The organism is Pseudomonas paraveronii (assembly GCF_963681955.1).
GTDB classification, from domain to species: domain Bacteria; phylum Pseudomonadota; class Gammaproteobacteria; order Pseudomonadales; family Pseudomonadaceae; genus Aquipseudomonas; species Aquipseudomonas paraveronii.
In genome coordinates this window covers 6,057,449-6,082,926 of sequence record NZ_OY817130.1, presented here as the reverse complement: position 1 = coordinate 6,082,926, position 25,478 = coordinate 6,057,449, and the positions used below count along the sequence as shown (strand labels likewise).

Genomic DNA, 25,478 nt, shown 5'->3' with positions numbered 1-25,478 from the left:
CCAAACCAGCCCCCCACTTCGAATATCGCTACGCCCCACGGGCGAAGGGTGCGTCAATGTGCCTGCCACCCCCCCCCCCTACTAAAGTTTTAGAAATCTTGATCTCAGCCGATATGATCAGGGCGGCAATGGGTAAATTGTATGAAATTGCCGCTGTCAGACGGCACGGTCGGCGGCTCTGACAGCGCCATGAAATATTAGCGATACAAAAACTGTAACAAATTGACGGGAAGATGGGCGTTTGGCCATGGTGGCGTCGCCTTTTTGATCCTGGGTGACGTATGTAACGGTGCGTTCAGCCTAAAAGATCTGAAAAGCGGCCAACAAATACCCTTTAGGAATTAGCTTATGTGGCGGTTCGTCTATTCTGACGTGCCCCGCTTCATGCAAAGGCTTATTCCAAAATAGTATGAAAAAGAATGAAATAATTCTTTTTGGGTGTATGAAAAACTCATTACCCTGCAGGGACCAAATAAACTGCGATTAGACGAAGGTAGTAGACATACAAGGTTACGATTGACTTGGCGGTCACTATCTGGCGCTAATCGCGCATCTGTGGATCTCGGGCGTTAGACCCGAGACCAAAGAAATACAAAAATTAGAAATGAGAGGAGCGGTACATGAAGAAGTCTACCTTGGCATTGGCTGTCGCTTTGGGGGCAATCGCCCAGCAAGCAGGCGCCGCCGGTTTTATCGATGACAGCAAAGTCACCCTGGGTCTGCGTAACTTTTACATCAACACCGACAACCGCGACTCGGCTGCTCGCACCGCATCTGGTGTTCAGAGCAAGAACGAAGAATGGGGCCAAGGCTTTGACCTGCGCTTCATCTCCGGTTTCACCCAAGGCACCGTAGGTTTCGGTCTCGACGCCATCGGCCTGTTGGGTGTTCGGCTGGATTCCGGCGGCGGAACCAACGGCGCCACTTCGTCGTCCTACGGCGGCACTCTGTTCCCGAGCAAGTCCAATGGCGAAGCCGTTGATAACTTCTCGAGCCTGGGCCTGACCGCCAAGGCCAAGATCTCCCAGACCGAACTGAAGCTGGGTACGCTGCAACCTAAACTGCCGGTTATCGTGACCAACGATGGTCGTCTGTTGCCGCAGACCTTCCAGGGTGGCCAGATCACGTCTAACGATATCAAGGACCTGACGTTGGTTGCCGGTCAGATCGAAAAGGCCAAAGGTCGTAACTCCAGTAACGTAGACAACCTGTCCATCGCGGGTGCCAACAGCCGTGGCGCGAACTGGCGTGACAGCAACAAGTTCTACTTCGCTGGTGGTGACTACAAGATCACCAAGGATCTGACTGCCCAGTACTACTACGGCAACCTGGAAGATTTCTACAAGCAGCACTTCCTGGGCCTGACCCACAACTGGGCCATCGGTCCTGGCGTACTGAAATCTGACCTGCGTTACTTCAACAGCTCCGATGACGGTAACAACGGTAACCAGTCCGCTTACTTCTCGTCGGGCAACTACAGCGGCGTCAACTCCGGTCGCGGCAAGGTCGATAACAACCTGTACAGCGGCCTGTTCCTGTATAGCGTTGCCGGTCACACCTTCGGTGGCGGTTACCAAGTCAGCAACGGTAGCAGCGACTTCCCTTGGTTGAACCAAGGCGACGGTTCGTCGGCTTACCTGACCACTGACATGCAGATCGCTAAGTTCGCCCGTGCCGGCGAGCGTACCTGGCAGGCTCGCTACGCTTACGACTTCGCCGCGGTTGGCGTTCCTGGCCTGACCGCTGGTGTTGTGTACCTCAAAGGTACTGACATCGACACCGTCAACGCCTCTCGTGCCGAGTTCACCGGTCAATCCGAGTGGGAACGCGACATCAGCGTTGCCTACGTGATTCCACAAGGTCCGCTCAAGAACCTGGGCGTTGCCTGGAAAAACGCTATGTGGCGCAACGATATCGCTGCCGCGCGCGATCAAGACGAAAACCGTGTAATCGTCAGCTACAGCTACGCGTTCAAGTAACAGCGTAAAACCTTGCCCGGCGCAATGCCGGGCAAGGTGTCTTGCTTTTCAAGTCGGGCTCAACCCCCGCAAGCCCTTCCTGAATCCCTCTTTTTACAGCGTCTCAAGGCCTTCTCGAACCTTGGACGGAATGTTGACTCTCGCCTGTTTCAAGGTCCAGTGAACACATTTTTAATATTCCTATATCATCTAAATAAATCGATATTTATTCTTTTTAAATAATCTGTAATCCATGCACAGTGGGCTCCATAAGCACTCATCAGGAGCCACACCATGAGCCTAAGACTGGGCGACATCGCCCCCGATTTCGAACAAGACTCCAGCGTCGGCAAGATTCGTTTCCACGAGTGGCTGGGCGATAGCTGGGGGGTGCTGTTTTCCCACCCGGCGGACTTCACGCCGGTGTGCACCACCGAACTGGGCTTCACCGCCAAGCTCAAGGACGAATTCGCCAAGCGCGGCGTCAAGGCCATCGCCCTGTCGGTAGACCCGGTGGACTCGCACCACAAGTGGATCGAAGACATCAACGAAACCCAGAGCACGATCGTCAACTTTCCGATCCTGGCCGACGCCGACCGCAAGGTCTCGGACCTCTACGACCTGATCCACCCGAACGCCAGTGACACCCTCACCGTGCGCTCCTTGTTCGTGATCGACCCGAACAAGAAGATCCGCCTGACCATCACCTACCCGGCCAGCACCGGGCGCAACTTTCACGAAATCCTGCGGGTCATCGACTCGTTGCAACTGACCGACAACTACAAAGTCGCCACACCCGCCAACTGGCAGGACGGTGATGAAGTGGTGATCGTGCCGTCGCTCAAGGACGAGGAAGAAATCAAGAAACGCTTTCCCAAAGGGTATCGGGCGGTGAAGCCGTATCTGCGGCTGACACCGCAACCCAATCGCTGAATTACCTGTAGGAGCGAGCGTGCTCGCGAAGCATGCGCGGTTACTGCGGACATCCAGAAAGCCTGCGTCATCGTTGACGGTTTTCGCGAGCAGGCCCGCTCCTACAGATAGACGCTGTGTACTTACATGGCAGGGGTTTTGAGGCCGTTTCGACGGCCTTTTTTTTCGCCTGGCGATTGATTGGTCTTATATTCTTTTAAGGAATAAACAAATGAATAAATAAGATTTATAGATATATAAATCTACTGATAAGGTCTGTTCCATCTTGGCGCCATCGCCACACAGCGAACCGCCGACACTTGCTAAAGGAATTTCCTACATGCTGGTCGTAACACTTGGAGGCAGTCCCAGCCAGCGTTCCCGCTCCGGGGTCTTGCTGGATAAAACCCGTCAGTGGCTGCAACAGCAGGGCGTGGAAGTGGTGAGTTATCAGATACGGGACTTCCCGGCCGAAGACTTGCTGCATGCGCGCTTCGACAGCCCCAAAGTCATCGACTTGTTGCAACAAGTGGCCAATGCCGACGGCCTGGTGATCGCCACGCCGGTGTACAAGGCCTCGTTCTCGGGCGCGCTGAAAACCGTGCTCGACCTGCTGCCCGAACGCGCCCTGGCCCACAAGGTGGTATTGCCCATCGCCACCGGCGGCAGCATCGCCCACATGCTGGCGGTGGACTACGCGTTGAAGCCGGTACTGTCGGCGTTGAAAGCCCAGGAATTGCTCCACGGGATCTTTGCCGAAGACAGCCAGATCGCCTACGGCGAAGGCAGTGCCCAGGCGCAACTGGTGCCGATCCTCGAACAACGCTTGAACGAGGCCCTGGAAACGTTTTACGCCGCCATGGCCCGTCGCCCGAAACCGCTGGACCCGCATGTGTTGAATGAACGTTTGTTGAGTGCTCGCTGGAGCATTTAAGCCTTACCGATTCAAGAAGTACTCACCTTACTCAGCCGCCAACGGCCAAGCAGGTGCAGCCAACCCCCCCATCGCATTTTTGGAGAGAGCGCCATGCGCACTGTCATCTTGCGTCGTGGTCTGGTCGCACTGTTTGCTGCGGCTGTGTCCTTCGGCGCCATTGTTCAAGCCCACGCCGCCGAAACCCTACGGATCGGCTATCAGAAATACGGCACCCTGGTGCTGCTCAAGGCCAAGGGCACCCTGGAAAAGCGCCTGGCCGCCGACGGTGTGCAGGTGCAGTGGACCGAGTTCCCGGGCGGCCCGCAATTGCTCGAAGGCCTGAACGTCGGCTCGATCGACTTCGGCGTCACCGGCGAAACCCCGCCGGTATTCGCCCAGGCCGCCGGCGCCGATCTGCTCTACGTGGCCTACGAGCCGCCGGCGCCGACCAGTGAAGCGATCCTGGTGCCGAAAGACTCGCCGATCACATCGGTGGCCGAGCTTAAGGGCAAGAAAGTCGTGCTCAACAAAGGCTCCAACGTTCACTACCTGCTGGTGCGCGCCCTGGAAGATGCCGGCCTGAAATACACCGACGTGCAGACCGTGTTCCTGCCGCCCGCCGATGCGCGTGCCGCGTTCGAGCGTGGCAGCGTAGACGCCTGGGTCATCTGGGACCCGTACCAGGCCGCCGCCGAGAAACAACTGCAAGCCCGCACCCTGCGTGACGGCAGCGGGATTGCCGACAACCATCAGTTCTACCTGGCCACCAAGCCCTACGCGGAAAAACATCCCGAAGTGATCAAGGCGTTGGTGGAAGAAGTGCGCGCGGTGGGCGAGTGGTCCAAGGCCAACCCGCAGGAAGTCACCGAACAAGTCGCGCCGCTGCTCGGCCTGCCGGCGGACATCACCCTGACCTCGGTGAAACGCCAGGGCTACGGCGCGCTGTTCCTGACCCCGGCCGTGGTCGCCGCGCAGCAGAAGATTGCCGACAGCTTCTACCAACTCAAATTGATCCCCAAACCCTTGAGCATCAAGGACGTGATCTGGACGCCACCCGCTGCTGTGGCCAAAGCGCCGTAATCCGACTTCTTCAGGAGACAACTCCATGAGCCTCACTATTTTCTGGTTCCTGCCTACCCACGGCGACGGCCATTACCTTGGCACCGCCGAAGGCGCTCGCGCCGTCGACCACGGTTATCTGCAGCAAGTGGCCCAGGCGGCCGACCGCCTTGGCTTCGGCGGGGTGTTGATCCCCACCGGGCGTTCCTGCGAAGACTCGTGGCTGGTGGCCGCTTCGCTGATCCCGGTGACCCAGCGTCTGAAATTCCTGGTCGCGCTGCGCCCTGGGATCATTTCGCCGACGGTGGCCGCGCGTCAGGCCGCGACCCTCGATCGCCTGTCCGGCGGCCGTGCGCTGTTCAACCTGGTGACCGGCGGCGACCCGGAAGAACTGGCCGGCGACGGTTTGTTCCTCAGTCACGAGGAGCGCTACCAGGCCTCGGTGGAGTTCACCCGCATCTGGCGTCGCGTGCTGGAAGGCGAAACCGTGGATTACGACGGCGAACACATCAGCGTCAAAGGCGCCAAATTGCTTTACCCGCCGATCCAGCAACCGCGTCCGCCGCTGTACTTCGGCGGTTCCTCCGAAGCCGCCCAGGACCTGGCGGCCGAACAGGTGGACATGGTGCTGACCTGGGGCGAGCCACCGGCCGCGGTCGCGGAAAAGATCGAACAGGTGCGGGCCAAGGCCGCGAAACTCGGGCGTACCGTGCGCTTCGGCATTCGTCTGCATGTGATCGTGCGCGAAACCAACGATGAAGCCTGGAAAGCCGCCGACAAGCTGATCTCGCACCTGGACGACGACACCATCGCCCGCGCCCAGGCCTCCCTGGCGCGCTTTGATTCGGTCGGCCAGCAGCGCATGGCGGCCTTGCATGGCGGCAACCGCGACAACCTCGAAGTCAGCCCCAACCTGTGGGCCGGCGTCGGCCTGGTGCGTGGCGGTGCCGGCACCGCGCTGGTGGGCGATGGCCCGACGGTTGCGGCGCGGGTCAAGGAGTACGCGGCGCTGGGCATCGACACGTTTATTTTCTCCGGTTATCCGCACCTGGAAGAGTCGTATCGCGTCGCCGAGTTGCTGTTCCCGCACCTGGATATCGAACGTCCCGAGTTGCCGAAAAGCGCTGGGTACGTCAGCCCGTTCGGCGAAATGGTCGCCAACGATATCCTTCCCAAAGCTGCGTCACAGAGCTGAGGCGGCGCCATGAATCTGGAAAAACTGAGCCACCGCGTGGCGCCTTGGGTGCTGCCGGTGTTGCTGCTGGCGGTGTGGCAGTTGTCGGTGTCGGCGGGGTGGTTGTCGACGCGCATTTTGCCGGCGCCGAGTGCGGTGATTGAGGCCGGGGTCAGCCTGGTGCGCAGCGGCGAAATCTGGACGCACCTGGCTATCAGTGGCTGGCGTGCGGGCCTGGGCTTTGTGATCGGTGGCAGCATCGGTCTGGCCCTGGGCTTTATCACCGGGTTGTCGGCGTGGGGCGAGCGCCTGCTGGACAGCTCGGTGCAGATGATCCGCAACGTGCCGCACCTGGCGCTGATTCCGTTGGTGATCCTGTGGTTCGGCATTGACGAGACCGCGAAGATTTTTCTGGTCGCCCTTGGCACGCTGTTCCCGATCTACCTCAACACGTATCACGGCATCCGCAACGTCGACCCGGCGCTGGTGGAAATGGCGCGCAGCTACGGCTTGTCCGGCTTCAGTCTGTTCCGCCAGGTGATCCTGCCCGGCGCGCTGCCGTCGATTCTGGTGGGTGTGCGTTTTGCCCTGGGCTTTATGTGGCTGACGTTGATCGTGGCGGAAACCATCTCGGCCAGTTCCGGCATCGGTTACCTGGCGATGAACGCCCGTGAATTTCTGCAAACCGACGTGGTGGTGCTGGCCATCGTTATGTACGCGGTCCTCGGCAAGCTGGCCGACCTGGCGGCGCGTGGCCTGGAGCGTGTGTGGCTGCGCTGGCATCCGGCCTATCAAGTGAATAAAGGAGGTGCGGTATGACCGCTCAACAACCTCCGCGCCTGCTGAAGGGCATTCCGCTGGCGGTGCGCCAGTTGCGCAAGGCCTTTGGGTCGCGGGAAGTGCTCAAGGGCATCGACCTGCACATTCCGGCGGGCCAGTTTGTCGCTGTGGTCGGCCGCAGTGGCTGCGGTAAAAGTACCTTGCTGCGCCTGCTGGCCGGCCTGGACAAAGCCAGTAGCGGTGAGCTGCTGGCCGGCGCCGCGCCGCTGAGCGAGGCGATTGAGGACACGCGATTGATGTTCCAGGAAGCGCGCCTGCTGCCGTGGAAAAAGGTCATCGACAACGTCGGCCTCGGCCTCAAGGGTAACTGGCGCCCCAAGGCGCTGGAGGCGCTGGAAGCGGTCGGCCTGGCCGAGCGTGCCAATGAGTGGCCGGCGGCCTTGTCCGGTGGCCAGAAGCAGCGTGTGGCCCTGGCGCGTGCGCTGATTCACCAGCCGCGTCTGCTGTTGCTCGATGAGCCGTTGGGCGCGCTGGATGCGTTGACTCGCATCGAGATGCAGCAACTGATCGAAAACCTCTGGCAGAAGCACGGTTTCACCGTGTTGCTGGTGACCCATGACGTCAGCGAAGCCGTGGCCATTGCCGACCGGGTGATCCTGATCGAAGACGGCGAAATCGGCCTCGACCTGATCGTCGACCTGCCGCGTCCACGCGCCCGCGGCTCGCATCGCCTGGCCGCGCTCGAAGCACAAGTGCTCAACCGTGTGCTGTCGCTGCCCGGTAGCCCGCCGGAACCCGAACCTGTTTCACCGCTGCCTACGCAATTGCGTTGGGCGCAATAACTCACTTGTCCCCTGAAGGAAAAACGACATGACTATTAAAGCCATCAACGTGCGTAACCAGTTCAAAGGCACCATCAAGGAAATCGTCGAAGGCGACGTGCTCTCGGAAATCGACGTGCAGACCGCGTCCGGCATCGTGACATCGGTGATCACCACCCGTTCGGTCAAGGAGCTGGAGCTGGTGATCGGCAGCGAGGTGATTGCCTTTGTGAAATCCACCGAGGTGTCGATCGCCAAGTTGTGATCGCTTGAGGCCGCTATCGGGAGCAAGCTCCCTCCCACATTTTGAATGTATTCACAGATCAGAATGTGGGAGGGAGCTTGCTCCCGATGAGGCCCTGCCAGACAACACATCCATCAGACAGTGACGCCGCGCTTGGGCAAATACGCCGGCAAATACAGCCCCACATACGCATCGAACACCCGCATGCCTTCCTCAGCCATACGCGGCGTGATCAGCCCATGCTGATGCACCGAACGCGCATACACGCGATCACTCAATTCCAGCGCCAGCGCGAACACGTCCACATCGGTGGGCAGGGTCGGCACTTCGAAATGCCGGTTGAATACGGCCAGCATCAAGTCACCCAACTCCAGATCGTGCTGGCGGTCGGCCTGATTCACTTCGGTCAACCCGTGCTGGGTCAGGATCAACTGGCGGGCGGCGGCGTCGTTGCTGTAGATGGTGAGCATGCGTTGTTCGACGATGTAAGACAGGTCGCGCCAATACTTGAGTGAATCATGCTCGATGGGCGCCAGGATTGCGGCGCGGAATGCCGCATGGACGTCCGCGGTCAACGCTTCCAGCAGTGCTGGCACACTGGCGAAGAAGTGATACACCGACGACGGCGGAATCTGTGCGCGCTCGGCCACGCTGTAGATCGACAAACCGGCCACGCCTTCGGACGCCAGCAACGTGCGGGCGGCGTCGAGGATCGCGTCGATCCGGGCCTGGCTGCGGGCGCGGGGTTTGCGAGGGGCGGCGGGGCGGGTGGTCATGGAAGTCTCCTACAAGGCAGCGGGCATTGTATGAGCAGGAACTGGTGTTGTCTGCCAAGCCGCCATCGGGGGCAAGCCAACTCTCACACTCGAACCGGTTTCTTCAGGAAAACTCGTTCAACTGTGGGAGGGAGCTTGCTCCCGATGGCGGCCAACTCGGTCTACCAAAAGCAACCCATAAAAAAACGCCACAGACCAAAGGCCTGCGACGTTTTTTCAGTGCAACCAGCGCTTACACGGTATGCAGGTACCAGTTGTACTCAAGGTCGGAGATGGAGTGTTCGAACTCTTCCAGCTCACTTTCCTTACAGGCGACGAAGATATCGATGTATTTAGGATCGATGTACTTGGCCATCACCTCGCTGTCGTCCAACTCGCGCAGGGCATCGCGCAGGTTGTTCGGCAGGCTTTGTTCGTTCTGCTCGTAGCTGTTGCCTTCCACTGGCGCACCCGGTTCGATCTTGTTGGTCAGACCGTGGTGTACGCCTGCCAGGACCGAAGCCATCAGCAGGTAGGGGTTGGCATCGGCACCGGCTACGCGGTGTTCGATACGCACGGAGTCAGCCGCGCCGGTCGGCACGCGGATGGCGACGGTGCGGTTGTCCAGGCCCCAGCACGGCGAGTTCGGCACGTAGAACTGTGCGCCGAAACGACGGTAGGAGTTGACGTTAGGGCACAGGAACGCCATTTGGGCGGGTAGGGTCTCCAGCACACCGCCGATCGCGTGACGTAATGCGGCGTTCTGCTCGGGATCCTCACTGGCAAAGATATTCTTGCCGTCCTTGTCCAGGATCGAAATGTGTACGTGCAAACCGTTGCCTGCCTGGCCTGGGTAAGGCTTGGCCATGAAGGTGGTGTCCATCTCATGGTCGTAGGCGATGTTCTTGATCAGGCGCTTGAGCAGTACCGCGTAGTCGCAGGCCTTGATCGGGTCGGCCACGTGGTGCAGGTTCACTTCGAACTGCGCCGGGGCACTTTCCTTGACGATGGCGTCAGCCGGGATGCCTTGCTCTTTGGCACCTTCCAGGATGTCCTGGAGGCAGTCGACGTATTCGTCGAGGTCGTCGATCAGGTAGACCTGTGTCGAGTGCGGGCGTTTGCCGGAAATTGGCGAGCGGGGCGGTTGTGGGCGACCGTTCACGTTCTCCTGGTCGATCAGGTAGAACTCAAGCTCGAAGGCAGCGCAGATGGTCAGACCGAGTTCGTCGAATTTGCTCACAACTTGTCGGAGCACTTCGCGCGGATCGGCGAAGAAAGGTTCACCTTCAATTTCGTGCATGGTCATCAGCAGTTGCGCGGTGGGGCGCTTTTGCCAAGGTTCATTGCACAGGGTGTCGGGGATTGGATAACAGATTCGGTCAGCATCACCGATGTCCAGACCCAGGCCGGTGCTTTCCACCGTTGAGCCGTTGATATCCAGGGCAAATAAAGAGGCAGGCAGGTTAATGCCTTTCTCGTAAACCTTGTGGAGGCTGGTGCGTTCGATGCGCTTACCGCGCACCACACCATTCATATCCGCAATTAGAAGGTCTACGTACAGAACCTCAGGATGATCCTTAAGGAACGCGTTCGCTTCGTTAAGCTGAACGGCACGCGGGGGTACCGACATGATGCAACACCTTTGTTGTTAAAAATATCAATCATTGATCTTTTCTGGTTTCAGTCAACCCGAACCGCATGCCGAAGTCAAGCGAGGCCTTTTTTGCCCCAAAAAAGCGCCTGGTGGGCTTTTTTGGGGCTTTTTGGGGCGGTTTTGTCGGTTTGACCGGCTCGGGACTAGCAGGCTTGAGCGGGCCGTGTTGTATTTTTTACGGGGGTGTTGTGTAAAAAAATGAACAAGGCTAAGCTCGATTAAAACCCATAACAGCAATAATACCGGGGTGCTTCATGTCTGGCCTGCCGATAATCGGCATCACCACCTGCTCGAAACAGGTCGGTCTGCATGCTTTTCACCGCTATCTCGAATGTTGCGAACGCGCATTCCCGTTGACTATTCAATCCCCGATAAATCCCCTCGATCCGGTCATTATTCTTGACGGCCAGGATGCTGTTCGCGTTCCCCGTTCATTTTTTTATACCCGCGCTTTCCATGACGCCGGTCCGGCCTTTTTTGCGGTTGCCGCTCATTATCCTGCACGGGAGGCAAGCCTTTTGCTTAAGGAGTGCAACGGCACCCCAAATGGCGGTTAAGCTCCCACTCTGATGAACCAGCGACGCCGATGCGTCAACCAAAGCCTGACCTTTAATGGACGTCAGGAAACCCAGCCCAGAGGCATTTATGAGTAACAACCTCGACCAGCTCACCGATTGGTTGAAAAACCACAAGATCACAGAAGTCGAATGCATGATTGGCGACCTCACCGGCATCACCCGGGGCAAGATCTCGCCGACCAACAAGTTCATCGCCGAGAAAGGCATGCGCCTGCCCGAGAGCGTTCTGTTGCAGACCGTGACCGGCGACTATGTCGAAGACGACATCTATTACGAATTGCTCGACCCGGCCGACATCGACATGATCTGCCGCCCCGACCAGAACGCGGTGTTCCTGGTGCCGTGGGCCATCGAGCCCACCGCCCAGGTGATCCACGACACCTACGACAAGCAAGGCAACCCGATCGAGCTGTCGCCGCGCAACGTGCTCAAGAAAGTCCTCAAGCTCTACGCCGACAAAGGCTGGCAGCCCATCGTGGCGCCGGAGATGGAGTTCTACCTGACCAAACGCTGCGAAGACCCGGACTTCCCGCTGCAACCGCCGATTGGCCGTTCCGGCCGTCCGGAAACCGGCCGGCAGTCCTTCTCTATAGAAGCAGCCAACGAATTCGACCCGCTGTTCGAAGATGTCTACGACTGGTGCGAACTGCAGGAGCTGGACCTCGACACCCTGATCCACGAGGACGGCACGGCGCAGATGGAAATCAACTTCCGTCACGGCGACGCGCTGTCCCTGGCCGACCAGATCCTGGTGTTCAAGCGCACCATGCGTGAAGCCGCGCTCAAGCACGACGTGGCCGCCACCTTCATGGCCAAGCCGATGACCGGCGAGCCCGGCAGCGCGATGCACCTGCACCAGAGCATCATCGACATCGCCACCGGCAAGAACGTCTTCTCCAATGAAGACGGGACCATGAGCCAGTTGTTCCTCAACCACATTGGCGGCCTGCAGAAATTCATCCCCGAATTGCTGCCGCTGTTCGCCCCCAACGTGAACTCGTTCCGCCGCTTCCTGCCGGACACTTCCGCGCCGGTGAACGTGGAGTGGGGCGAAGAAAACCGCACCGTCGGCCTGCGCGTACCGGATGCCGGCCCGCAGAACCGTCGTGTGGAAAACCGCCTGCCGGGCGCTGACGCCAACCCGTACCTGGCGATTGCCGCCAGCCTGTTGTGCGGCTACATCGGCATGGTCGAAGGGCATAACCCGAGCGCGCCGGTCGTCGGCCGTGGTTACGAACGGCGCAACCTGCGCCTGCCGTTGACCATCGAAGACGCCCTGGAACGCATGGAAAACAGCAAGACCGTTGAGAAATACCTGGGTCACAAATTCATCACTGGCTACGTCGCGGTCAAGCGGGCCGAGCATGAAAACTTCAAGCGCGTGATCAGTTCTTGGGAGCGGGAATTTCTGCTCTTCGCCGTCTGATGCGCCGGGCGCGCCCTTTAAACGGTGCGCCCTTCACCGAAAAGTCTAGGAGATTGGTATGTCCAGCAACAACCCGCAAACCCGTGAATGGCAAGCCTTGAGCAATGATCACCACCTGGCGCCGTTCAGCGACTTCAAGCAGTTGAAAGAGAAAGGCCCGCGGATCATCACTAAAGCCCGCGGCGTTTACCTGTGGGACAGCGAAGGCAACAAGATCCTCGACGGCATGGCCGGCCTGTGGTGCGTGGCGATCGGTTACGGTCGCGATGAACTGGCTGATGCCGCCGCCAAGCAGATGAAAGAACTGCCGTACTACAACCTGTTCTTCCAGACCGCTCACCCGCCGGTGCTGGAACTGGCCAAGGCGATCTCCGACGTCGCACCGGCCGGCATGAACCACGTGTTCTTCACCGGCTCCGGCTCCGAAGGCAACGACACCATGCTGCGCATGGTCCGCCACTATTGGGCGATCAAGGGCCAGCCGAACAAGAAAGTCATCATCAGCCGCAAGAATGGCTACCACGGCTCCACCGTGGCCGGCGCCAGCCTCGGCGGCATGACCTATATGCATGAGCAGGGCGACTTGCCGATCCCGGGTATCGTCCACATCGCCCAGCCTTACTGGTTTGGCGAAGGCGGCGACATGAGCCCCGAAGAGTTCGGTGTGTGGGCCGCCAACCAGCTCGAAGAGAAGATCCTGGAACTGGGCGTGGACAACGTCGGTGCCTTCATTGCCGAGCCGATCCAGGGCGCCGGTGGTGTGATCGTGCCGCCTGACAGCTACTGGCCGCGCATCAAGGAAATCCTCGCCAAGTACGACATTCTGTTCGTCGCCGATGAGGTGATCTGCGGTTTCGGCCGTACCGGCGAGTGGTTCGGCAGCGATTTCTACGACCTCAAGCCCGACATGATGACCATCGCCAAGGGCCTGACCTCGGGTTACATCCCGATGGGTGGCCTGATCGTGCGCGACGAGGTGGTTGCGGTGCTGAATGAAGGCGGCGATTTCAACCACGGCTTCACCTACTCCGGTCACCCGGTGGCAGCAGCGGTGGCCCTGGAAAACATCCGCATCATGCGCGATGAGCAAATTATTAAGCGTGTGCATGACGAAACGGCACCCTATTTGCAGAAACGTCTGAGGGAGCTGGCTGATCATCCATTGGTGGGTGAAGTGCGCGGTGTTGGCATGCTCGGTGCGATTGAACTGGTTCAGGACAAAGCGACGCGCAAGCGTTACGAAGGCCGTGGTGTTGGCATGATTTGCCGAACCTTCTGCTTCGAGAATGGCCTGATCATGCGCGCCGTGGGTGACACCATGATCATTTCGCCGCCGCTGGTAATCAGCAAGACCGAAATTGACGAGCTGGTGACCAAGGCTCGTCATTGCCTGGACCTGACTTTGGCGGCATTGCAGGGCTAAGTGCTAGGCTCAGAACGCAGTGGCTCTTGGGCGCTGCGTTCGGGCAGTTATAAATGTGGGGGTTAGTTGAAAGCCGGCCCCCTAACTTGCCAGACTGTTGTCCTGTTTTGCTGCCCTTCGACGGGCGGCCAAACAGCTGTAGATCGATGAAGTATGTTGCGGTCCAAAAAAGAAAATCGGAGCATCACCAAATGAAGGCATTAGGTTTGAAGAACGCTGGCAAGACCCTCCTCGCGTTGTCCCTGATGGGTGCAATGGCGGGCGCGGCCCAGGCAGACGATAAAGTGCTGCACGTCTACAACTGGTCCGACTATATCGCTCCGGACACCATCGCCAACTTTGAAAAAGAGTCGGGCATCAAAGTGGTGTACGACGTATTCGACAGCAACGAGACCCTCGAAGCCAAGTTGCTGGCAGGCAAGTCCGGTTACGACATCGTTGTACCGTCGAACAACTTCCTCGCCAAGCAGATCAAGGCCGGCGTCTACCAGGAGCTGGACAAATCCAAGCTGTCCAACTACGAAAACCTGAACACGTCGCTGCTCAAGGCCGTGTCGGTCAGCGACCCGGACAACAAGCACGCGTTCCCGTACATGTGGGGTTCGATCGGCATCGGTTACAACCCGGAGAAGGTCAAGGCTGCGCTGGGCATCGACAAGATCGATTCGTGGGACATCCTGCTCAAGCCGGAAAACATCGCCAAGCTCAAGAGCTGCGGCGTGAGCTTCCTCGATTCGCCAACCGAAATGTTGCCGATCGCGTTGCATTACCTGGGCCTGCCGACCGACAGCCAGAAGAAGGCTGACCTCAAGCAAGCCGAAGACCTGTTCCTGAAGATCCGTCCTTCGATCGGCTACTTCCACTCCTCCAAGTACATCTCCGACCTGGCCAACGGCAACATCTGCGTGGCCGTGGGTTACTCGGGTGACATCCAGCAGGCCAAGTCCCGCGCGGCTGAAGCCGGTGGCAAGGTCAAAGTGGCGTATGACATTCCGAAGGAAGGCGCCGGTAGTTTCTATGACATGGTCGCCATCCCTAAAGATGCCGAAAACGTCGAAGCCGCCTACAAGTTCATGAACTACCTGCTCGAGCCGAAAGTCATGGCTGCGATCACCAACAGCGTGCGTTTCCCGAACGGTAACGAGAAAGCCACCGCATTGGTCGACAAAGACATCACCAGCGACCCAGGCATCTACCCGCCAGCGGATGTGCAAGCCAAGCTGTATGCCATTGCCGACTTGCCGGCGACGACGCAGCGTGAAATGACCCGTAGCTGGACCAAAATCAAATCGGGTAAGTAAGCGAGGAAACCTGTAGGAGCGAGCTTGCTCGCGAAAATCGTCAACGATAACGCAGCGCCTCTGGTCGCCCGCGTTGCCTGTGAGTTCTTCGCGAGCAAGCCCGCTCCTACAAAGAGCGGCAACCGTACAGTAACTAAATGACAGAAAGTTTTGCCGGATCGGTTTATCGAGGGTAAGTTGCGCGCCGGTTTTGTTGCCGGGCAACAACTTTTGGCCCAACTATTTAAGAGGACCTCCACTTGCCATTTTCTTTATTTCGCAAAGCCTTGCTGGTAGGTGCAGGTGTCACGCTGGCCATCAGCGTGCAGGCCGCATCGACGGTGCATGTTTATAACTGGTCGGACTACATCGGCCCCGACACCCTGGCCAACTTTGAAAAGGCCTCCGGTATCAAGCCGGTGTATGACGTGTTTGATTCCAACGAAACCCTGGAAGGCAAGTTGCTGGCCGGGCGTACCGGTTACGACGTGGTGGTGCCGTCCAATCACTTCCTCGGCAAACAGATCAAGGCCGGGGCGTTCCAGAAGCTCGACAAGTCGTTGCTGACTCACTACGCCAACCTCGACCCGGCGCTGCTCAAGCGTCTGGAAAAGAACGACCCGGGCAACCAATACGCCGTGCCGTACCTGTGGGGCACCAACGGCATCGGTTACAACGTCGATAAAGTCAAAGAAGTGCTGGGCGTCGACAAGATCGACTCCTGGGCCGTGCTATTCGAGCCGGAAAATATGAAGAAGCTCGCGACGTGCGGCGTGTCCTTCATGGACTCGGCAGATGAAATGCTCCCGGCGGTGCTCAACTACATGGGCCTGAACCCCAACAGTGAGAACCCCGAAGACTACAAGAAGGCCGAAGCGAAACTGCTGAAAGTGCGGCCTTATGTGACCTACTTCCATTCTTCCAAATACATCTCCGACCTGGCCAACGGCAACATCTGCGTGGCGGCCGGGTTCTCCGGCGATGTGTTCCAGGCCAAGGCCCGCGCAAGCGAGGCGGGCAAGGGCGTGAATATCGCCTACGCGATTCCGAAAGAAGGCGGCAACCTGTGGTTTGACGTGCTGGCGATCCCCAAGGACGCGACCAACGTCAAAGAGGCCCACGCCTTCATCAACTATTTACTGCAACCTGAGGTTATCGCTCAGGTCAGTGATTACGTCGGTTATGCCAACCCTAACCCAGGGGCGGACACACTGATGGAGCAATCGATACGCACCGACGAAGCGGTTTACCCACCGCAGGCGGTTCTCGACCGGACATTTGTCAACGTCGAGCTACCCCCGAACGTGCAGCGTTTGATGACCCGTAGCTGGACCAAGGTCAAGACGGGCAAGTAAGGCTCAAACTATCCTGGGTTCGCCCGCCTCGGGCGAACTGCACCCTTTTTTTTCGGGAGTTTCGTAAATGGCAGTTGCCTCCGGCGCCTATAAGAAAGCCCTCGAGGGCGACCAGACACCGAAAAAGGTGCTGGTCAAAATCGACCGGGTCACGAAGAAGTTCGACGAGACGATTGCCGTGGACGATGTGTCCCTGGAAATCAAGAAAGGCGAGATCTTCGCCTTGCTCGGCGGTTCGGGTTCGGGCAAATCCACCTTGTTGCGCATGCTCGCAGGTTTTGAGCGTCCAACCGAGGGTCGCATCTACCTCGACGGTGTGGACATCACCGACATGCCGCCCTACGAGCGGCCGATCAACATGATGTTCCAGTCCTACGCCCTGTTCCCGCACATGACCGTGGCGCAGAACATCGCGTTTGGTCTGCAACAGGACAAGATCCCCAAGGCCGAAGTCGACGCCCGCGTGGCCGAGATGCTCAAGCTGGTGCAGATGAGCCAGTACGCCAAGCGCAAGCCGCACCAGTTGTCCGGTGGCCAGCGCCAGCGTGTGGCCCTGGCCCGTTCGCTGGCCAAACGCCCGAAACTGCTGCTGCTCGATGAACCGATGGGGGCGCTGGACAAAAAACTGCGTTCGCAGATGCAACTGGAACTGGTGGAAATCATCGAGCGCGTCGGCGTGACCTGCGTGATGGTGACCCACGACCAGGAAGAGGCCATGACCATGGCCGAGCGTATCGCGATCATGCACCTGGGCTGGATCGCGCAGATCGGCAGCCCGGTCGACATCTACGAGACGCCGACCAGCCGCCTGGTGTGCGAATTCATCGGCAACGTCAACATCTTCGACACCCAGGTGGTCGACGACGCCGAAGGTCACGCGGTGCTCAAGTGCCCGGACCTGGACCGCGACATCTACGTGGGCTACGGCATCGCCACTGCGGTGGAAGACAAGTCGGTGACCTACGCCATCCGCCCGGAAAAACTGCTGGTCACCACCGAAATGCCGACCTGCGAGCACAACTGGTCCAGCGGCAAGGTCCACGACATCGCCTACCTCGGCGGGCACTCGGTGTTCTACGTGGAGCTGCCGAGCGGCAAACTGGTGCAGTCCTTCGTCGCCAACGCCGAACGCCGTGGCCAGCGCCCAACCTGGGGTGACCAGGTATACGTGTGGTGGGAAGACGACAGCGGCGTGGTACTTCGCTCATGAACATGAAAAAATTCAAGCGCCAGCTGCAACGAATAACCCCCGGTGGCCGGCATGTGGTCATCGGGATCCCTTTCCTCTGGCTGTTCCTGTTCTTCATGCTGCCGTTCTTCATCGTCCTGAAGATCAGCTTTGCCGAAGCCGACGTGGCGATCCCGCCTTACACCGAGATCTACACCTTCGTTGAGCAGAAGCTGCAACTGGTGCTGAACCTGGCCAACTACGCGATGCTCGGCGACGATGAGTTGTACATCGCCGCGTACCTGGGTTCGCTGAAGATGGCGTTCTTCAGTACTTTGCTGTGCCTGCTGATCGGCTACCCGATGGCCTACGCCATTGCCAGTGCGCGCAAAGAGATGCAGACCGTGCTGGTGCTGCTGATCATGATGCCGACCTGGACCGCGATCCTGATCCGCGTGTATGCGTGGATGGGCATCCTCAGCAACAACGGCTTGCTCAACAGCTTCCTGATGTCCATCGGGCTGATCAACGAGCCGCTGCAGATCCTTAACACCAACATCGCGGTGTATATCGGTGTGGTCTATTCGTACCTGCCGTTCATGATCCTGCCGCTGTACGCCAACCTGGTGAAGCACGACCAGAGCCTGCTGGAAGCCGCCTCGGACCTGGGTTCGAGCACCTTCAACAGCTTCTGGAAGATCACCGTGCCGCTGTCCAAGAACGGCATCATCGCCGGTTGCATGCTGGTCTTCATTCCGGTGGTGGGCGAGTTCGTGATCCCGGAACTGCTGGGCGGCCCGGAAACCCTGATGATCGGTAAAGTGTTGTGGCAAGAATTCTTCAATAACCGTGACTGGCCGGTGGCTTCTGCTCTGGCGGTGGTGATGCTGGCGATCCTGATCGTGCCGATCATCCTGTTCAACCGCAGCCAAGCCAAAGAGATGGAGGGCAAGATATGAAGCGCGTCAGTTTCTCAAGCTTCATGCTGGTGGCGGGGTTGTTGTTCATCTACCTGCCGATGCTGATCCTGGTGATCTACTCGTTCAACGAATCCAAGCTGGTGACGGTGTGGGGCGGTTGGTCGATCAAGTGGTACGTGGGCCTGCTGGACAACACCCAGTTGATGGGCTCGGTGGCACGTTCCCTGGAAATCGCCTGCTACACGGCCGTCGCGGCCGTGGCGCTGGGTACATTGGCGGCGTTCGTGCTGACGCGCATCAGCCAGTTCAAGGGCCGCACGCTGTTCGGCGGCCTGGTGACCGCGCCGCTGGTCATGCCGGAAGTGATCACCGGTCTGTCGTTGTTGCTGCTGTTCGTGGCCATGGCGCAGATGATCGGTTGGCCCCAGGAGCGTGGCATCGTCACCATCTGGATCGCTCACACCACGTTCTGTGCGGCGTATGTGGCGGTGGTGGTGTCGGCGCGTTTGCGTGAGCTGGACCTGTCGATCGAAGAAGCGGCGATGGACTTGGGCGCGCGGCCGTGGAAGGTGTTCTTCCTGATCACCATCCCGATGATCGCGCCGTCGTTGGCGGCGGGTGGGATGATGTCCTTCGCGTTGTCCCTCGATGACTTGGTACTCGCCAGCTTCGTCTCCGGCCCGGGCTCGACCACCTTGCCGATGGAAGTCTTCTCGGCCGTGCGCCTTGGGGTTAAACCCGAGATCAACGCCGTGGCCAGCCTGATTTTGCTGGCGGTGTCGCTGGTGACCTTCCTGGTGTGGTTCTTCAGCCGTCGTGCCGAAGACCTGCGCAAGAAAGCCATCCAGCAAGCGATCGAAGAAGCGGCCGCCGATGGCTGGCAGCAGCCGGACAAGCGTCGGGCGCCTGCGCCGGTCTAACAGCCTGAGAGGTCAAAGTGTGGGAGGGGGCTTGCCCCCGATGGCGGTGGATCAGTCACAGTTTCAGTGACTGACACTCTGCTATCGGGGGCAAGTCGAATCGTCGCACCGCCCCTCCCACATTTGGACCGCATTCCAGGTTGATTACGCAGCCCACGGCGACTGGCGAATCACCTCGACAAAGTTCATCGGCTTGAACCCCGGCTCCTGATCCACCAGCACATCGGTCTTCACGTTGCCAAACGTGGTCTGCGGGCGATGGCGCAAGCCGTCGGCGAAGGCGCAGATGATGCACTCCTTGAACCCTTCACCGCGTGGATGCGCATGCACCACGGCTTCGCGCTGCACGGGGGTAAACGCGGCGTAGTCCATGCCCAGCACGTCCATCTCGACGCCGGCGGTGACCAGCGCCACGGTCGGGCGCAGATGTTGCGGCACACCCGGCGTGGTGTGCAGCGCGATGGACAGCCACACCTGTTCGATATCGTCGTCGCTCAGCCCATACGGCTTGAGGAAGTCCGCCGCCGCGTTGGCGCCGTCGACTTCGAAACGCTGGTCATCGCTGCGGTGGCCTTGCACCAGGCCCAGGTCATGGAACATCGCGCCGACGTAGAGCAGCTCCGGGTTGTAGGCCAGTTGCCTGCGCTCACCGCTCAACGCGCCGAACAGAAACACCCGGCGCGAGTGGTGGTAGAGCAGGTCGGACTCGACGTCGCGGATATAGTCGGTGGCGGCCTTGGCCAGGGCGCTGTCCGGGATCTTGATGCCGGCGATGGTGGTGCTCATGGTCGTTCTCCGCAAGAAAGCGCCGGGGTGGCGCCGAGGAAGCCAGTCTGGTCGCGTGACTGGGGAGGGGCTATCGCAGCGAGGGTGCGATGTCGGCCAATGTGCCGCTACATCGTGCCAAGTGAAAATCGGCTAGGGTGTTGCAGGCAATATCACCCTCCCAGCCTGCGAAAATCCAAAGGAGGGAGGGGTTCTGTGTTTATCCAGTTAGGTAAAGGTGTGCCTGTTCATGAGCAAAACCGTCGCCATCCTGATCTTCCCCGGCGTCCAGTCACTGGACGTGACCGGGCCGATGGATGTGTTCTGCGAGGCGAACCGTTTTCTCGCGCCTGAAGATCACTACCAACTGGAAGTGATCGGTATCGGCCACGGCACGATGGCGGCCTCCAACGGCTTGTCGTTGCAAGCTCATCGGCATTACCGCGAAGCCCTGCAAGCCTATGACCTGCTGCTGGTGGCGGGTGGTCCGCAGCTGCCGTTCGAGGATTTCGGCCCCGACTTCGATGACTGGCTACGCAGTGCCGCCGCCAGGGCGCGGCGCTTCGGCTCGATCTGCAACGGCGCCTTCATACTCGCTCGCGCCGGTTTGCTCGACGCCCGCACGGTCACCACGCACTGGGGCGATGCCGCCGACCTGGCGCGCCTGTGCCCCACCACTTGGGTCGAGGCCGACCGCCTTTACGTGCAGGACGGCAACCTCTACACCTCGGCCGGGGTCACGGCAGGTATCGACCTGTCGCTGTACTTGCTGGCCCAGGACCACGGGCCGGAAGTGGCGCTGAGCGTGGCCAAGCGCCTGGTGGTGTTCACCCAGCGCTCGGGCGGGCAGTCGCAGTTCAGCCCGTTCCTCACGCCCCATGCCGAAGCCACCTCGGCGGTGGCGCTGGTGCAGTTGTATGTGCTGGCCAACCTGACCGGCGATTTGACCATCGCGGACCTGGCCAAGGCGGCCAATATGAGTGCGCGTAACTTCTCCCGGGTGTTCGCCCGTGAAGCGCGGATCACCCCGGCGGAGTTTGTCGAGCGGGCGCGGGTGGACGCGGCGCGGGTGATGCTCGAAAGCAGCCACGCGCCGCTCAAGACCGTGGCCTATCAATGCGGGTTTCGCGATGCCCAGCACATGCGCAGCGTATTCAACCGCCGGCTGGGGGTGACGCCGCAACAGTTCCGACTCAACTTCGCCGCGCCGGTGTAGGCGCAACACCGCAGATACAAGCCCCCTCCCACATTTTGACCGCGTTCCAGGCGGTCAGCGGGCTGGCAGCAGCTTCAGCGTGCCGCGCGTATTGGCCGTGACTTCCTCATCGCTGAAATGCGCCTGCTCATAGCCACCCTCGATATACGTCTCCGCCTGGTCCCCATAGTGCTTGTCGAACGGCACACCGCTTTGCCCCACCGGGTTGATGGTCAGCGCGTGGGGCACGTCGGCGAAGTCGATCAGGCGTCGGGTCGACGGGCCGTAGGTCACCGGCCATGGCGCCGGGCCGATATTGGCCGACTGGTTGTTCGGCACTTCGTGGGTGCCGGGCGCGGGGAAGGGGCCGACGTTGAGGATCCGGTCCAACGGTTTCTGCGAGCCCAGCGGGTGGCCATGGGTCAGCGTATGGGCCTTGCCCCACTGCCATTGGCCCGGGTCATCGCCGAGGGTGGCCTTGAGGTGCGCGAGGCTATTGTCCCAGGCGAGCTTGACGGTGTCGGCGCGCTTGCCGTTCCACCAGGGCGAATCCGCGGTTGCGGCCAGGCGTGGCAACGCGGCGTCGATCACCCGCGTGCTGAGCAGAGTCTTGAACATGGCGTCGCCGAGTTTCGGGTGGAAGGCCGCGTCGGCGAGGTTGAACAGGAACTGGTTGAACAGCGTGGCGCTGGTGGAGTCCAGCGGGTAATCGCCTTTCCAGGCCGCCAGTTGTTCCACCAGTTGCAATTGCGCCGGGTCCTTGACCACTTCGCGCAGCACCGGCAACAGCGGCGCCAGCAGGCGCGGGGCGAAGGCGGTGGCGGTGCCCAGTTGCAGGGCCTGGCTGTTGTTCACATCCCACTTCACGCTTTTGTCGCTCAACTGCGCATTCAACTGCTGGCCGCGGTCGGCCAGGTTGTAATAGCCGGGGATTTCCATGCCGCTGGGCGACACCGGCTGCGCATTGGCCGATACCACATAGCCACGCGCCGGGTTTTCTTCCTGGGGGTTGGCGCTGAACGGGTAGAAGCCCAGCTTGTCGGCCTGGGCCGTGCTGCCGTCGAGGATAAACCCGGGGTTGACGCCCGCCGGACGGATCGGTAACTGCGCCGCCGCCCACCAGCCGATATCGCCCTTGGCATTCGCCCACACGATGTTCAGGCCCGGTGCCGAGACCTTGGCTGCTGCGGCGCGGGCCTTGGCCAGGGTGTCGGCGCGGTTGAGCTGGTAGAAACCTTCGAGGATCGGGTTCTGGGTGTCGAGGAACGCCCACCACATGGCGATCGGCGTCTTGCCGGCGTTCTCGCCGAGCACGTCATTGATGATCGGGCCATGGGGCGACTGGCGCAGGGTCAAGGTGACCGGTGCCTGGCCTTTGATCGCGATCTGTTGCTCGCTGCTGCTCATGTCGACCCATTGGCCGTGGTACCAGACCTGGTTGGGGTTTTGCGGATTGACCTTCTCGGCGATCAGGTCGAGGTCGTCGTTCTGGAACATCGTCAGGCTCCAGCCGAAATCCAGGTTGTGCCCCAGGAACGCCACCGGCACCAGCGCGTTGTGATAGCCATACAGTTCAAAGCCCGGCGCCGACAGCTGCGCTTCGTACCACACCGACGGCACCGAGAAGCGGATATGCGGGTCACCCGCCAGCAACGGTTTGCCGCTCATGGTGCGGCTGCCGCTGACGGCCCAGGCGTTACTGCCCTCGAACTGCGGCAAGCCGTTATCGGCCAGGGCCTGTTCGCTCAGGGATGCAATGGCGCCGAGGCGCTGCCAGTCGCTGGCGGCCAGGTTGAGCGCGCCCTTGGGTTGCCAGGCGAGGTCGAACACGTTCAGGTAGTCGCTGCCCAACTGGTCGCGCACATACGTCAGCAATGGTTCGGTACGAAACGCCGCAGCAAAGCTGTAGGCCATATACCCGGCGACGCTGATGGTGTCCTCGGCAGTAAACGGCCGCTTGGGGATGCCCAGCACATCGAACTCCATCGGGCTGGCGTGGGCGTCCTGATACTGGTTGATCCCGTCCAGATAGGCTTGCAGGGCCTTCCAGTGCGCCGACTCATGGTCCAGCTGCGCGACGTAAGTGGCGGACCGTTCGCGAATGCGCAGGCTGCGGAACAGTTTGTCGGTGTCCAGCAGCTTGGGGCCGAGCACTTCGGCCAATTCGCCGCGCGCCAGGCGCCGCATGATTTCCATCTGGAACAACCGGTCCTGGGCATGCACGTAGCCCAAGGCACGGTACAGGTCGGTCTCGTTCTCGGCGCGGATATGCGGCACGCCACGGTCGTCGTAGCGCACCGTGACCGAACCTTGCAGGTTCGCCAGCGTCACTGCGCCCTGGCGGGTGGGTTGCTTGCTGTAGACGTACCAGCCGGCACCGACGGCAATCAGCGCCAGCAGCACCGCGAGAACCTGCAAGACGCGCTTCATGAACATTCCTTACCAAGAGTGGGGCGGCGGGCTACGAACCGGTTGGCCACGAACAATAGCAGCCCACCGCCAGGGTGTGAGTGGCATTCACCGCGCGTCCCGCTTCAAGGGCTTTGAGGATCGGCTCGATAAAACTGTTGCTGGCGTTGCACGTCAGCCCTTCGCTGTACGGCCCGAAATACGCGAGCTTGCCTGTGCGATCCCAGATCGCCACGGCCGGGGTCGCGGGTATTTGATCGGCGCCGGGCAGGCTGCTGAGGATTTTCATCTGGCGCAGGTTGTCGGGCAACTGGCCGTGGCTGCCGGGTTTTTGCAGGGCGTAGAACTCGACGCCCTGGGGCGCGTAGTGCTCGATCAACTCGCCCAGGTGTTGCTGGTTGCCGACGTTGCACGGGCAGGCCGGGTCCCAGAAATGCACGAGACGGATCGGGCCGGGGCCGGCGAGGTCGTCGGGCAGGCGCAGGGCGTCGCCGGAAAACACCGCCGTGTGTTCGCTGAAGGCGCGCAGGTAGCGGCCCTGGAACCAGTCATACGCGGCCCATAACACGCCGGCGCAGAGGAGCAGCACCAGGCTGGCGAACAAGGTGGTGCGGTAGGGCTGTCGCATTCAGATCAATCCTCGAAGGACGCGTAGCTTGCCATGCTTGCCCCGACAGATGAATATCGCAGCTCGATATTCATCTGCGCAGCGCGTGAAGCCCCCAAGTCTGGAACCTCTTATGCCCGTTACCTTTGACCCCGATCATCTGCGCGATAGCTTGCGGCCCCTGGTGGATGCGCAGCCGCTCAGCGCCGAGGCGCGGGTCTACCAGCGTTTTTATGGGCTGGACCTGAGCGCGCGCCAGGTGCCGGCGGTGAGCCGCCTTGGCCGTTTCGGGGTTGATGGGTTCGAGGTGGTCGCCCAGGTGTGGTGGCCGCCCGTGCCGGTGGCGACGATGTTTATGTTCCACGGGTTCTACGACCATATGGGGCTGTACCGCCACGTGGTCGACTGGGCGCTGGACCAAGGGTTTGTGGTGATCGCCTGCGATCTTCCGGGTCATGGTTTGTCCAGCGGCGCGCGGGCCAGCATCGATGATTTTGCGGTGTACCAGGACGTGGTGCAGGCGCTGTTCGTGCAGGCCGAAGCGCTGCACCTGCCCCGGCCCTGGCACCTGTTCGGGCAAAGCACCGGCGGCGCGGTGGTGGTGGATCACTTGCTCAACCATGGCGTCGACAGCCCGGCCCAGGGTAAGACGTTTCTGCTTTCACCCTTGGTGCGCCCGCGTGGGTGGGGCTGGTCGCAGGTCAGCTATTACCTGCTGCGGCCGTTCGTCAAAGGCATCGCCCGGCGGTTCAGCGAAAACACCAATGACCCGGCCTTCAAGCCGTTCCTCGAAGCCGACCCCTTGCAGCCGCGCCAACTGCCGACCGCCTGGGTCGGGGCTCTGGCGCGCTGGATCAAGCAAATCGAAGCCGCACCGCGCAGCCCGCGGCGGCCGCTGATTGTGCAGGGCGAAGAGGATATGACGGTGGATTGGCAGCACAACCTGAAGATGCTGCGGGGCAAATTCGATCAGCCTGAGGTGTTGATGCTCAAGCGTGGTCGGCATCATCTGGCCAATGAGATCCCGGAGATTCGCCAGGAATACTTCAAGTACCTCACCGACCACCTGAAATAACACAGACCAAATGTGGGAGGGGGCTTGCCCCCGATAGCAGGGTGTCAGTCAGCACATCTGATACTGACCCACCGCCATCGGGGG

Annotated in this window: 23 protein-coding genes; 18 read left to right on the top strand and 5 right to left on the bottom strand. The window is 60.4% G+C overall.

All coding sequences use genetic code 11. The features are described 5' to 3' along the window. The first annotated feature begins 620 nt into the window (after window positions 1–620). The 8 genes from U5A08_RS28260 to U5A08_RS28225 all read left to right on the top strand — a co-directional run bounded on the left by U5A08_RS28260 (window position 621) and on the right by U5A08_RS28225 (window position 7,885). Entirely contained in the window at window positions 621–1,979 is a 1,359-nt protein-coding gene (locus tag U5A08_RS28260; protein WP_253400042.1) for an OprD family porin, read from the top strand. A 273-nt stretch (window positions 1,980–2,252) separates the two neighbouring features. Continuing rightward, window positions 2,253–2,891 (top strand): peroxiredoxin, encoded by a 639-nt coding sequence (locus tag U5A08_RS28255; protein ID WP_321849451.1) that lies wholly within the window; start codon window positions 2,253–2,255, stop codon window positions 2,889–2,891. A gap of 319 nt (window positions 2,892–3,210) precedes the next feature. Then, window positions 3,211–3,804 carry an NADPH-dependent FMN reductase gene (ssuE, locus tag U5A08_RS28250; protein WP_247402575.1) on the top strand — a complete coding sequence of 198 codons (594 nt, stop codon included), beginning with the start codon at window positions 3,211–3,213 and terminating at the stop codon, window positions 3,802–3,804. Between the two features lie 93 nt (window positions 3,805–3,897). Then, window positions 3,898–4,866, top strand: coding sequence for a sulfonate ABC transporter substrate-binding protein (locus U5A08_RS28245; protein ID WP_321849450.1), 969 nt, complete (start codon window positions 3,898–3,900; stop codon window positions 4,864–4,866). A 25-nt stretch (window positions 4,867–4,891) separates the two neighbouring features. Then, window positions 4,892–6,040 (top strand): FMNH2-dependent alkanesulfonate monooxygenase, encoded by a 1,149-nt coding sequence (ssuD, locus tag U5A08_RS28240; RefSeq protein ID WP_247402582.1) that lies wholly within the window; start codon window positions 4,892–4,894, stop codon window positions 6,038–6,040. Window positions 6,041–6,049: 9 nt separating this feature from the next. Beyond that, entirely contained in the window at window positions 6,050–6,838 is a 789-nt protein-coding gene (gene ssuC / locus U5A08_RS28235; protein ID WP_253400034.1) for an aliphatic sulfonate ABC transporter permease SsuC, read from the top strand. Further along, a complete protein-coding gene (gene ssuB / locus U5A08_RS28230) occupies window positions 6,835–7,641 on the top strand; it encodes an aliphatic sulfonates ABC transporter ATP-binding protein (RefSeq protein WP_253400032.1) in 807 nt (268 codons plus the stop codon). Before ssuC ends, ssuB begins: the two co-directional genes overlap by 4 nt. A gap of 28 nt (window positions 7,642–7,669) precedes the next feature. Next, window positions 7,670–7,885: a TOBE domain-containing protein gene (locus U5A08_RS28225; protein ID WP_003213899.1), complete on the top strand. Its 216-nt coding sequence runs from the start codon at window positions 7,670–7,672 to the stop codon at window positions 7,883–7,885. A 113-nt stretch (window positions 7,886–7,998) separates the two neighbouring features. Here U5A08_RS28225 and U5A08_RS28220 read toward each other — a convergent pair whose 3' ends face one another. Continuing rightward, window positions 7,999–8,640, bottom strand: coding sequence for a TetR/AcrR family transcriptional regulator (locus U5A08_RS28220; RefSeq protein WP_253400030.1), 642 nt, complete (start codon window positions 8,638–8,640; stop codon window positions 7,999–8,001). Window positions 8,641–8,872: 232 nt separating this feature from the next. Further along, on the bottom strand, window positions 8,873–10,249 hold the full coding sequence (locus U5A08_RS28215) for a glutamine synthetase family protein (RefSeq protein ID WP_253400028.1): 1,377 nt from the start codon (window positions 10,247–10,249) through the stop codon (window positions 8,873–8,875). Between the two features lie 278 nt (window positions 10,250–10,527). On the opposite strand from U5A08_RS28215, the gene U5A08_RS28210 reads away from it, so the two are divergent. The 8 genes from U5A08_RS28210 to U5A08_RS28175 all read left to right on the top strand — a co-directional run bounded on the left by U5A08_RS28210 (window position 10,528) and on the right by U5A08_RS28175 (window position 19,343). Further along, window positions 10,528–10,830 (top strand): hypothetical protein, encoded by a 303-nt coding sequence (locus U5A08_RS28210; protein WP_321849446.1) that lies wholly within the window; start codon window positions 10,528–10,530, stop codon window positions 10,828–10,830. An 88-nt stretch (window positions 10,831–10,918) separates the two neighbouring features. Beyond that, entirely contained in the window at window positions 10,919–12,277 is a 1,359-nt protein-coding gene (locus U5A08_RS28205) for a glutamine synthetase family protein (protein WP_253400023.1), read from the top strand. A gap of 58 nt (window positions 12,278–12,335) precedes the next feature. Next, window positions 12,336–13,700 carry an aspartate aminotransferase family protein gene (locus U5A08_RS28200; RefSeq protein WP_321849443.1) on the top strand — a complete coding sequence of 455 codons (1,365 nt, stop codon included), beginning with the start codon at window positions 12,336–12,338 and terminating at the stop codon, window positions 13,698–13,700. A 206-nt stretch (window positions 13,701–13,906) separates the two neighbouring features. Next, complete coding sequence (locus U5A08_RS28195) at window positions 13,907–15,001, top strand: polyamine ABC transporter substrate-binding protein (protein ID WP_301295230.1); 1,095 nt, start codon at window positions 13,907–13,909, stop codon at window positions 14,999–15,001. Window positions 15,002–15,240: 239 nt separating this feature from the next. Continuing rightward, the gene (locus U5A08_RS28190) at window positions 15,241–16,335 is read left to right on the top strand and encodes a polyamine ABC transporter substrate-binding protein (protein WP_253400017.1); all 1,095 of its coding nucleotides are present in this window, start codon (window positions 15,241–15,243) and stop codon (window positions 16,333–16,335) included. A gap of 67 nt (window positions 16,336–16,402) precedes the next feature. Then, on the top strand, window positions 16,403–17,545 hold the full coding sequence (locus U5A08_RS28185) for an ABC transporter ATP-binding protein (protein WP_253400016.1): 1,143 nt from the start codon (window positions 16,403–16,405) through the stop codon (window positions 17,543–17,545). Next, window positions 17,542–18,462 carry an ABC transporter permease subunit gene (locus U5A08_RS28180; RefSeq protein ID WP_321849441.1) on the top strand — a complete coding sequence of 307 codons (921 nt, stop codon included), beginning with the start codon at window positions 17,542–17,544 and terminating at the stop codon, window positions 18,460–18,462. The genes U5A08_RS28185 and U5A08_RS28180 overlap by 4 nt, the downstream gene beginning before the upstream one ends. After that, a complete protein-coding gene (locus U5A08_RS28175; protein WP_321849440.1) occupies window positions 18,459–19,343 on the top strand; it encodes an ABC transporter permease subunit in 885 nt (294 codons plus the stop codon). The genes U5A08_RS28180 and U5A08_RS28175 overlap by 4 nt, the downstream gene beginning before the upstream one ends. Window positions 19,344–19,487: 144 nt before the next feature. On the opposite strand, the gene U5A08_RS28170 is transcribed toward U5A08_RS28175, so the two are convergent. Further along, window positions 19,488–20,129: an HD domain-containing protein gene (locus tag U5A08_RS28170; protein ID WP_253400012.1), complete on the bottom strand. Its 642-nt coding sequence runs from the start codon at window positions 20,127–20,129 to the stop codon at window positions 19,488–19,490. 229 nt (window positions 20,130–20,358) lie between these two features. On the opposite strand from U5A08_RS28170, the gene U5A08_RS28165 reads away from it, so the two are divergent. Then, window positions 20,359–21,324: a GlxA family transcriptional regulator gene (locus U5A08_RS28165; protein ID WP_321849438.1), complete on the top strand. Its 966-nt coding sequence runs from the start codon at window positions 20,359–20,361 to the stop codon at window positions 21,322–21,324. A 54-nt stretch (window positions 21,325–21,378) separates the two neighbouring features. On the opposite strand, the gene U5A08_RS28160 is transcribed toward U5A08_RS28165, so the two are convergent. Continuing rightward, on the bottom strand, window positions 21,379–23,733 hold the full coding sequence (locus U5A08_RS28160) for a penicillin acylase family protein (protein WP_321849437.1): 2,355 nt from the start codon (window positions 23,731–23,733) through the stop codon (window positions 21,379–21,381). A gap of 31 nt (window positions 23,734–23,764) precedes the next feature. Further along, window positions 23,765–24,340: a DUF6436 domain-containing protein gene (locus U5A08_RS28155; RefSeq protein WP_253400006.1), complete on the bottom strand. Its 576-nt coding sequence runs from the start codon at window positions 24,338–24,340 to the stop codon at window positions 23,765–23,767. Between the two features lie 112 nt (window positions 24,341–24,452). Between U5A08_RS28155 and bipL the strand changes: the two genes are divergently transcribed. After that, window positions 24,453–25,394, top strand: coding sequence for a phospholipase BipL (gene bipL, locus U5A08_RS28150; RefSeq protein ID WP_321849435.1), 942 nt, complete (start codon window positions 24,453–24,455; stop codon window positions 25,392–25,394). The last annotated feature ends 84 nt before the right edge of the window (window positions 25,395–25,478 follow it).

What these genes read in the sequence shown, in the direction of transcription:
- U5A08_RS28260 (WP_253400042.1), top strand. Translation starts at nt 621, where the DNA reads ATGAAGAAGTCTACCTTGGCATTGGCTGTCGCTTTGGGGGCAATCGCC.
- U5A08_RS28255 (WP_321849451.1), top strand. Translation starts at nt 2,253, where the DNA reads ATGAGCCTAAGACTGGGCGACATCGCCCCCGATTTCGAACAAGACTCC.
- ssuE (WP_247402575.1), top strand. Translation starts at nt 3,211, where the DNA reads ATGCTGGTCGTAACACTTGGAGGCAGTCCCAGCCAGCGTTCCCGCTCC.
- U5A08_RS28245 (WP_321849450.1), top strand. Translation starts at nt 3,898, where the DNA reads ATGCGCACTGTCATCTTGCGTCGTGGTCTGGTCGCACTGTTTGCTGCG.
- ssuD (WP_247402582.1), top strand. Translation starts at nt 4,892, where the DNA reads ATGAGCCTCACTATTTTCTGGTTCCTGCCTACCCACGGCGACGGCCAT.
- ssuC (WP_253400034.1), top strand. Translation starts at nt 6,050, where the DNA reads ATGAATCTGGAAAAACTGAGCCACCGCGTGGCGCCTTGGGTGCTGCCG.
- ssuB (WP_253400032.1), top strand. Translation starts at nt 6,835, where the DNA reads ATGACCGCTCAACAACCTCCGCGCCTGCTGAAGGGCATTCCGCTGGCG.
- U5A08_RS28225 (WP_003213899.1), top strand. Translation starts at nt 7,670, where the DNA reads ATGACTATTAAAGCCATCAACGTGCGTAACCAGTTCAAAGGCACCATC.
- U5A08_RS28220 (WP_253400030.1), bottom strand. Translation starts at nt 8,640, where the DNA reads ATGACCACCCGCCCCGCCGCCCCTCGCAAACCCCGCGCCCGCAGCCAG.
- U5A08_RS28215 (WP_253400028.1), bottom strand. Translation starts at nt 10,249, where the DNA reads ATGTCGGTACCCCCGCGTGCCGTTCAGCTTAACGAAGCGAACGCGTTC.
- U5A08_RS28210 (WP_321849446.1), top strand. Translation starts at nt 10,528, where the DNA reads ATGTCTGGCCTGCCGATAATCGGCATCACCACCTGCTCGAAACAGGTC.
- U5A08_RS28205 (WP_253400023.1), top strand. Translation starts at nt 10,919, where the DNA reads ATGAGTAACAACCTCGACCAGCTCACCGATTGGTTGAAAAACCACAAG.
- U5A08_RS28200 (WP_321849443.1), top strand. Translation starts at nt 12,336, where the DNA reads ATGTCCAGCAACAACCCGCAAACCCGTGAATGGCAAGCCTTGAGCAAT.
- U5A08_RS28185 (WP_253400016.1), top strand. Translation starts at nt 16,403, where the DNA reads ATGGCAGTTGCCTCCGGCGCCTATAAGAAAGCCCTCGAGGGCGACCAG.
- U5A08_RS28180 (WP_321849441.1), top strand. Translation starts at nt 17,542, where the DNA reads ATGAACATGAAAAAATTCAAGCGCCAGCTGCAACGAATAACCCCCGGT.
- U5A08_RS28175 (WP_321849440.1), top strand. Translation starts at nt 18,459, where the DNA reads ATGAAGCGCGTCAGTTTCTCAAGCTTCATGCTGGTGGCGGGGTTGTTG.
- U5A08_RS28170 (WP_253400012.1), bottom strand. Translation starts at nt 20,129, where the DNA reads ATGAGCACCACCATCGCCGGCATCAAGATCCCGGACAGCGCCCTGGCC.
- U5A08_RS28165 (WP_321849438.1), top strand. Translation starts at nt 20,359, where the DNA reads ATGAGCAAAACCGTCGCCATCCTGATCTTCCCCGGCGTCCAGTCACTG.
- U5A08_RS28160 (WP_321849437.1), bottom strand. Translation starts at nt 23,733, where the DNA reads ATGAAGCGCGTCTTGCAGGTTCTCGCGGTGCTGCTGGCGCTGATTGCC.
- U5A08_RS28155 (WP_253400006.1), bottom strand. Translation starts at nt 24,340, where the DNA reads ATGCGACAGCCCTACCGCACCACCTTGTTCGCCAGCCTGGTGCTGCTC.
- bipL (WP_321849435.1), top strand. Translation starts at nt 24,453, where the DNA reads ATGCCCGTTACCTTTGACCCCGATCATCTGCGCGATAGCTTGCGGCCC.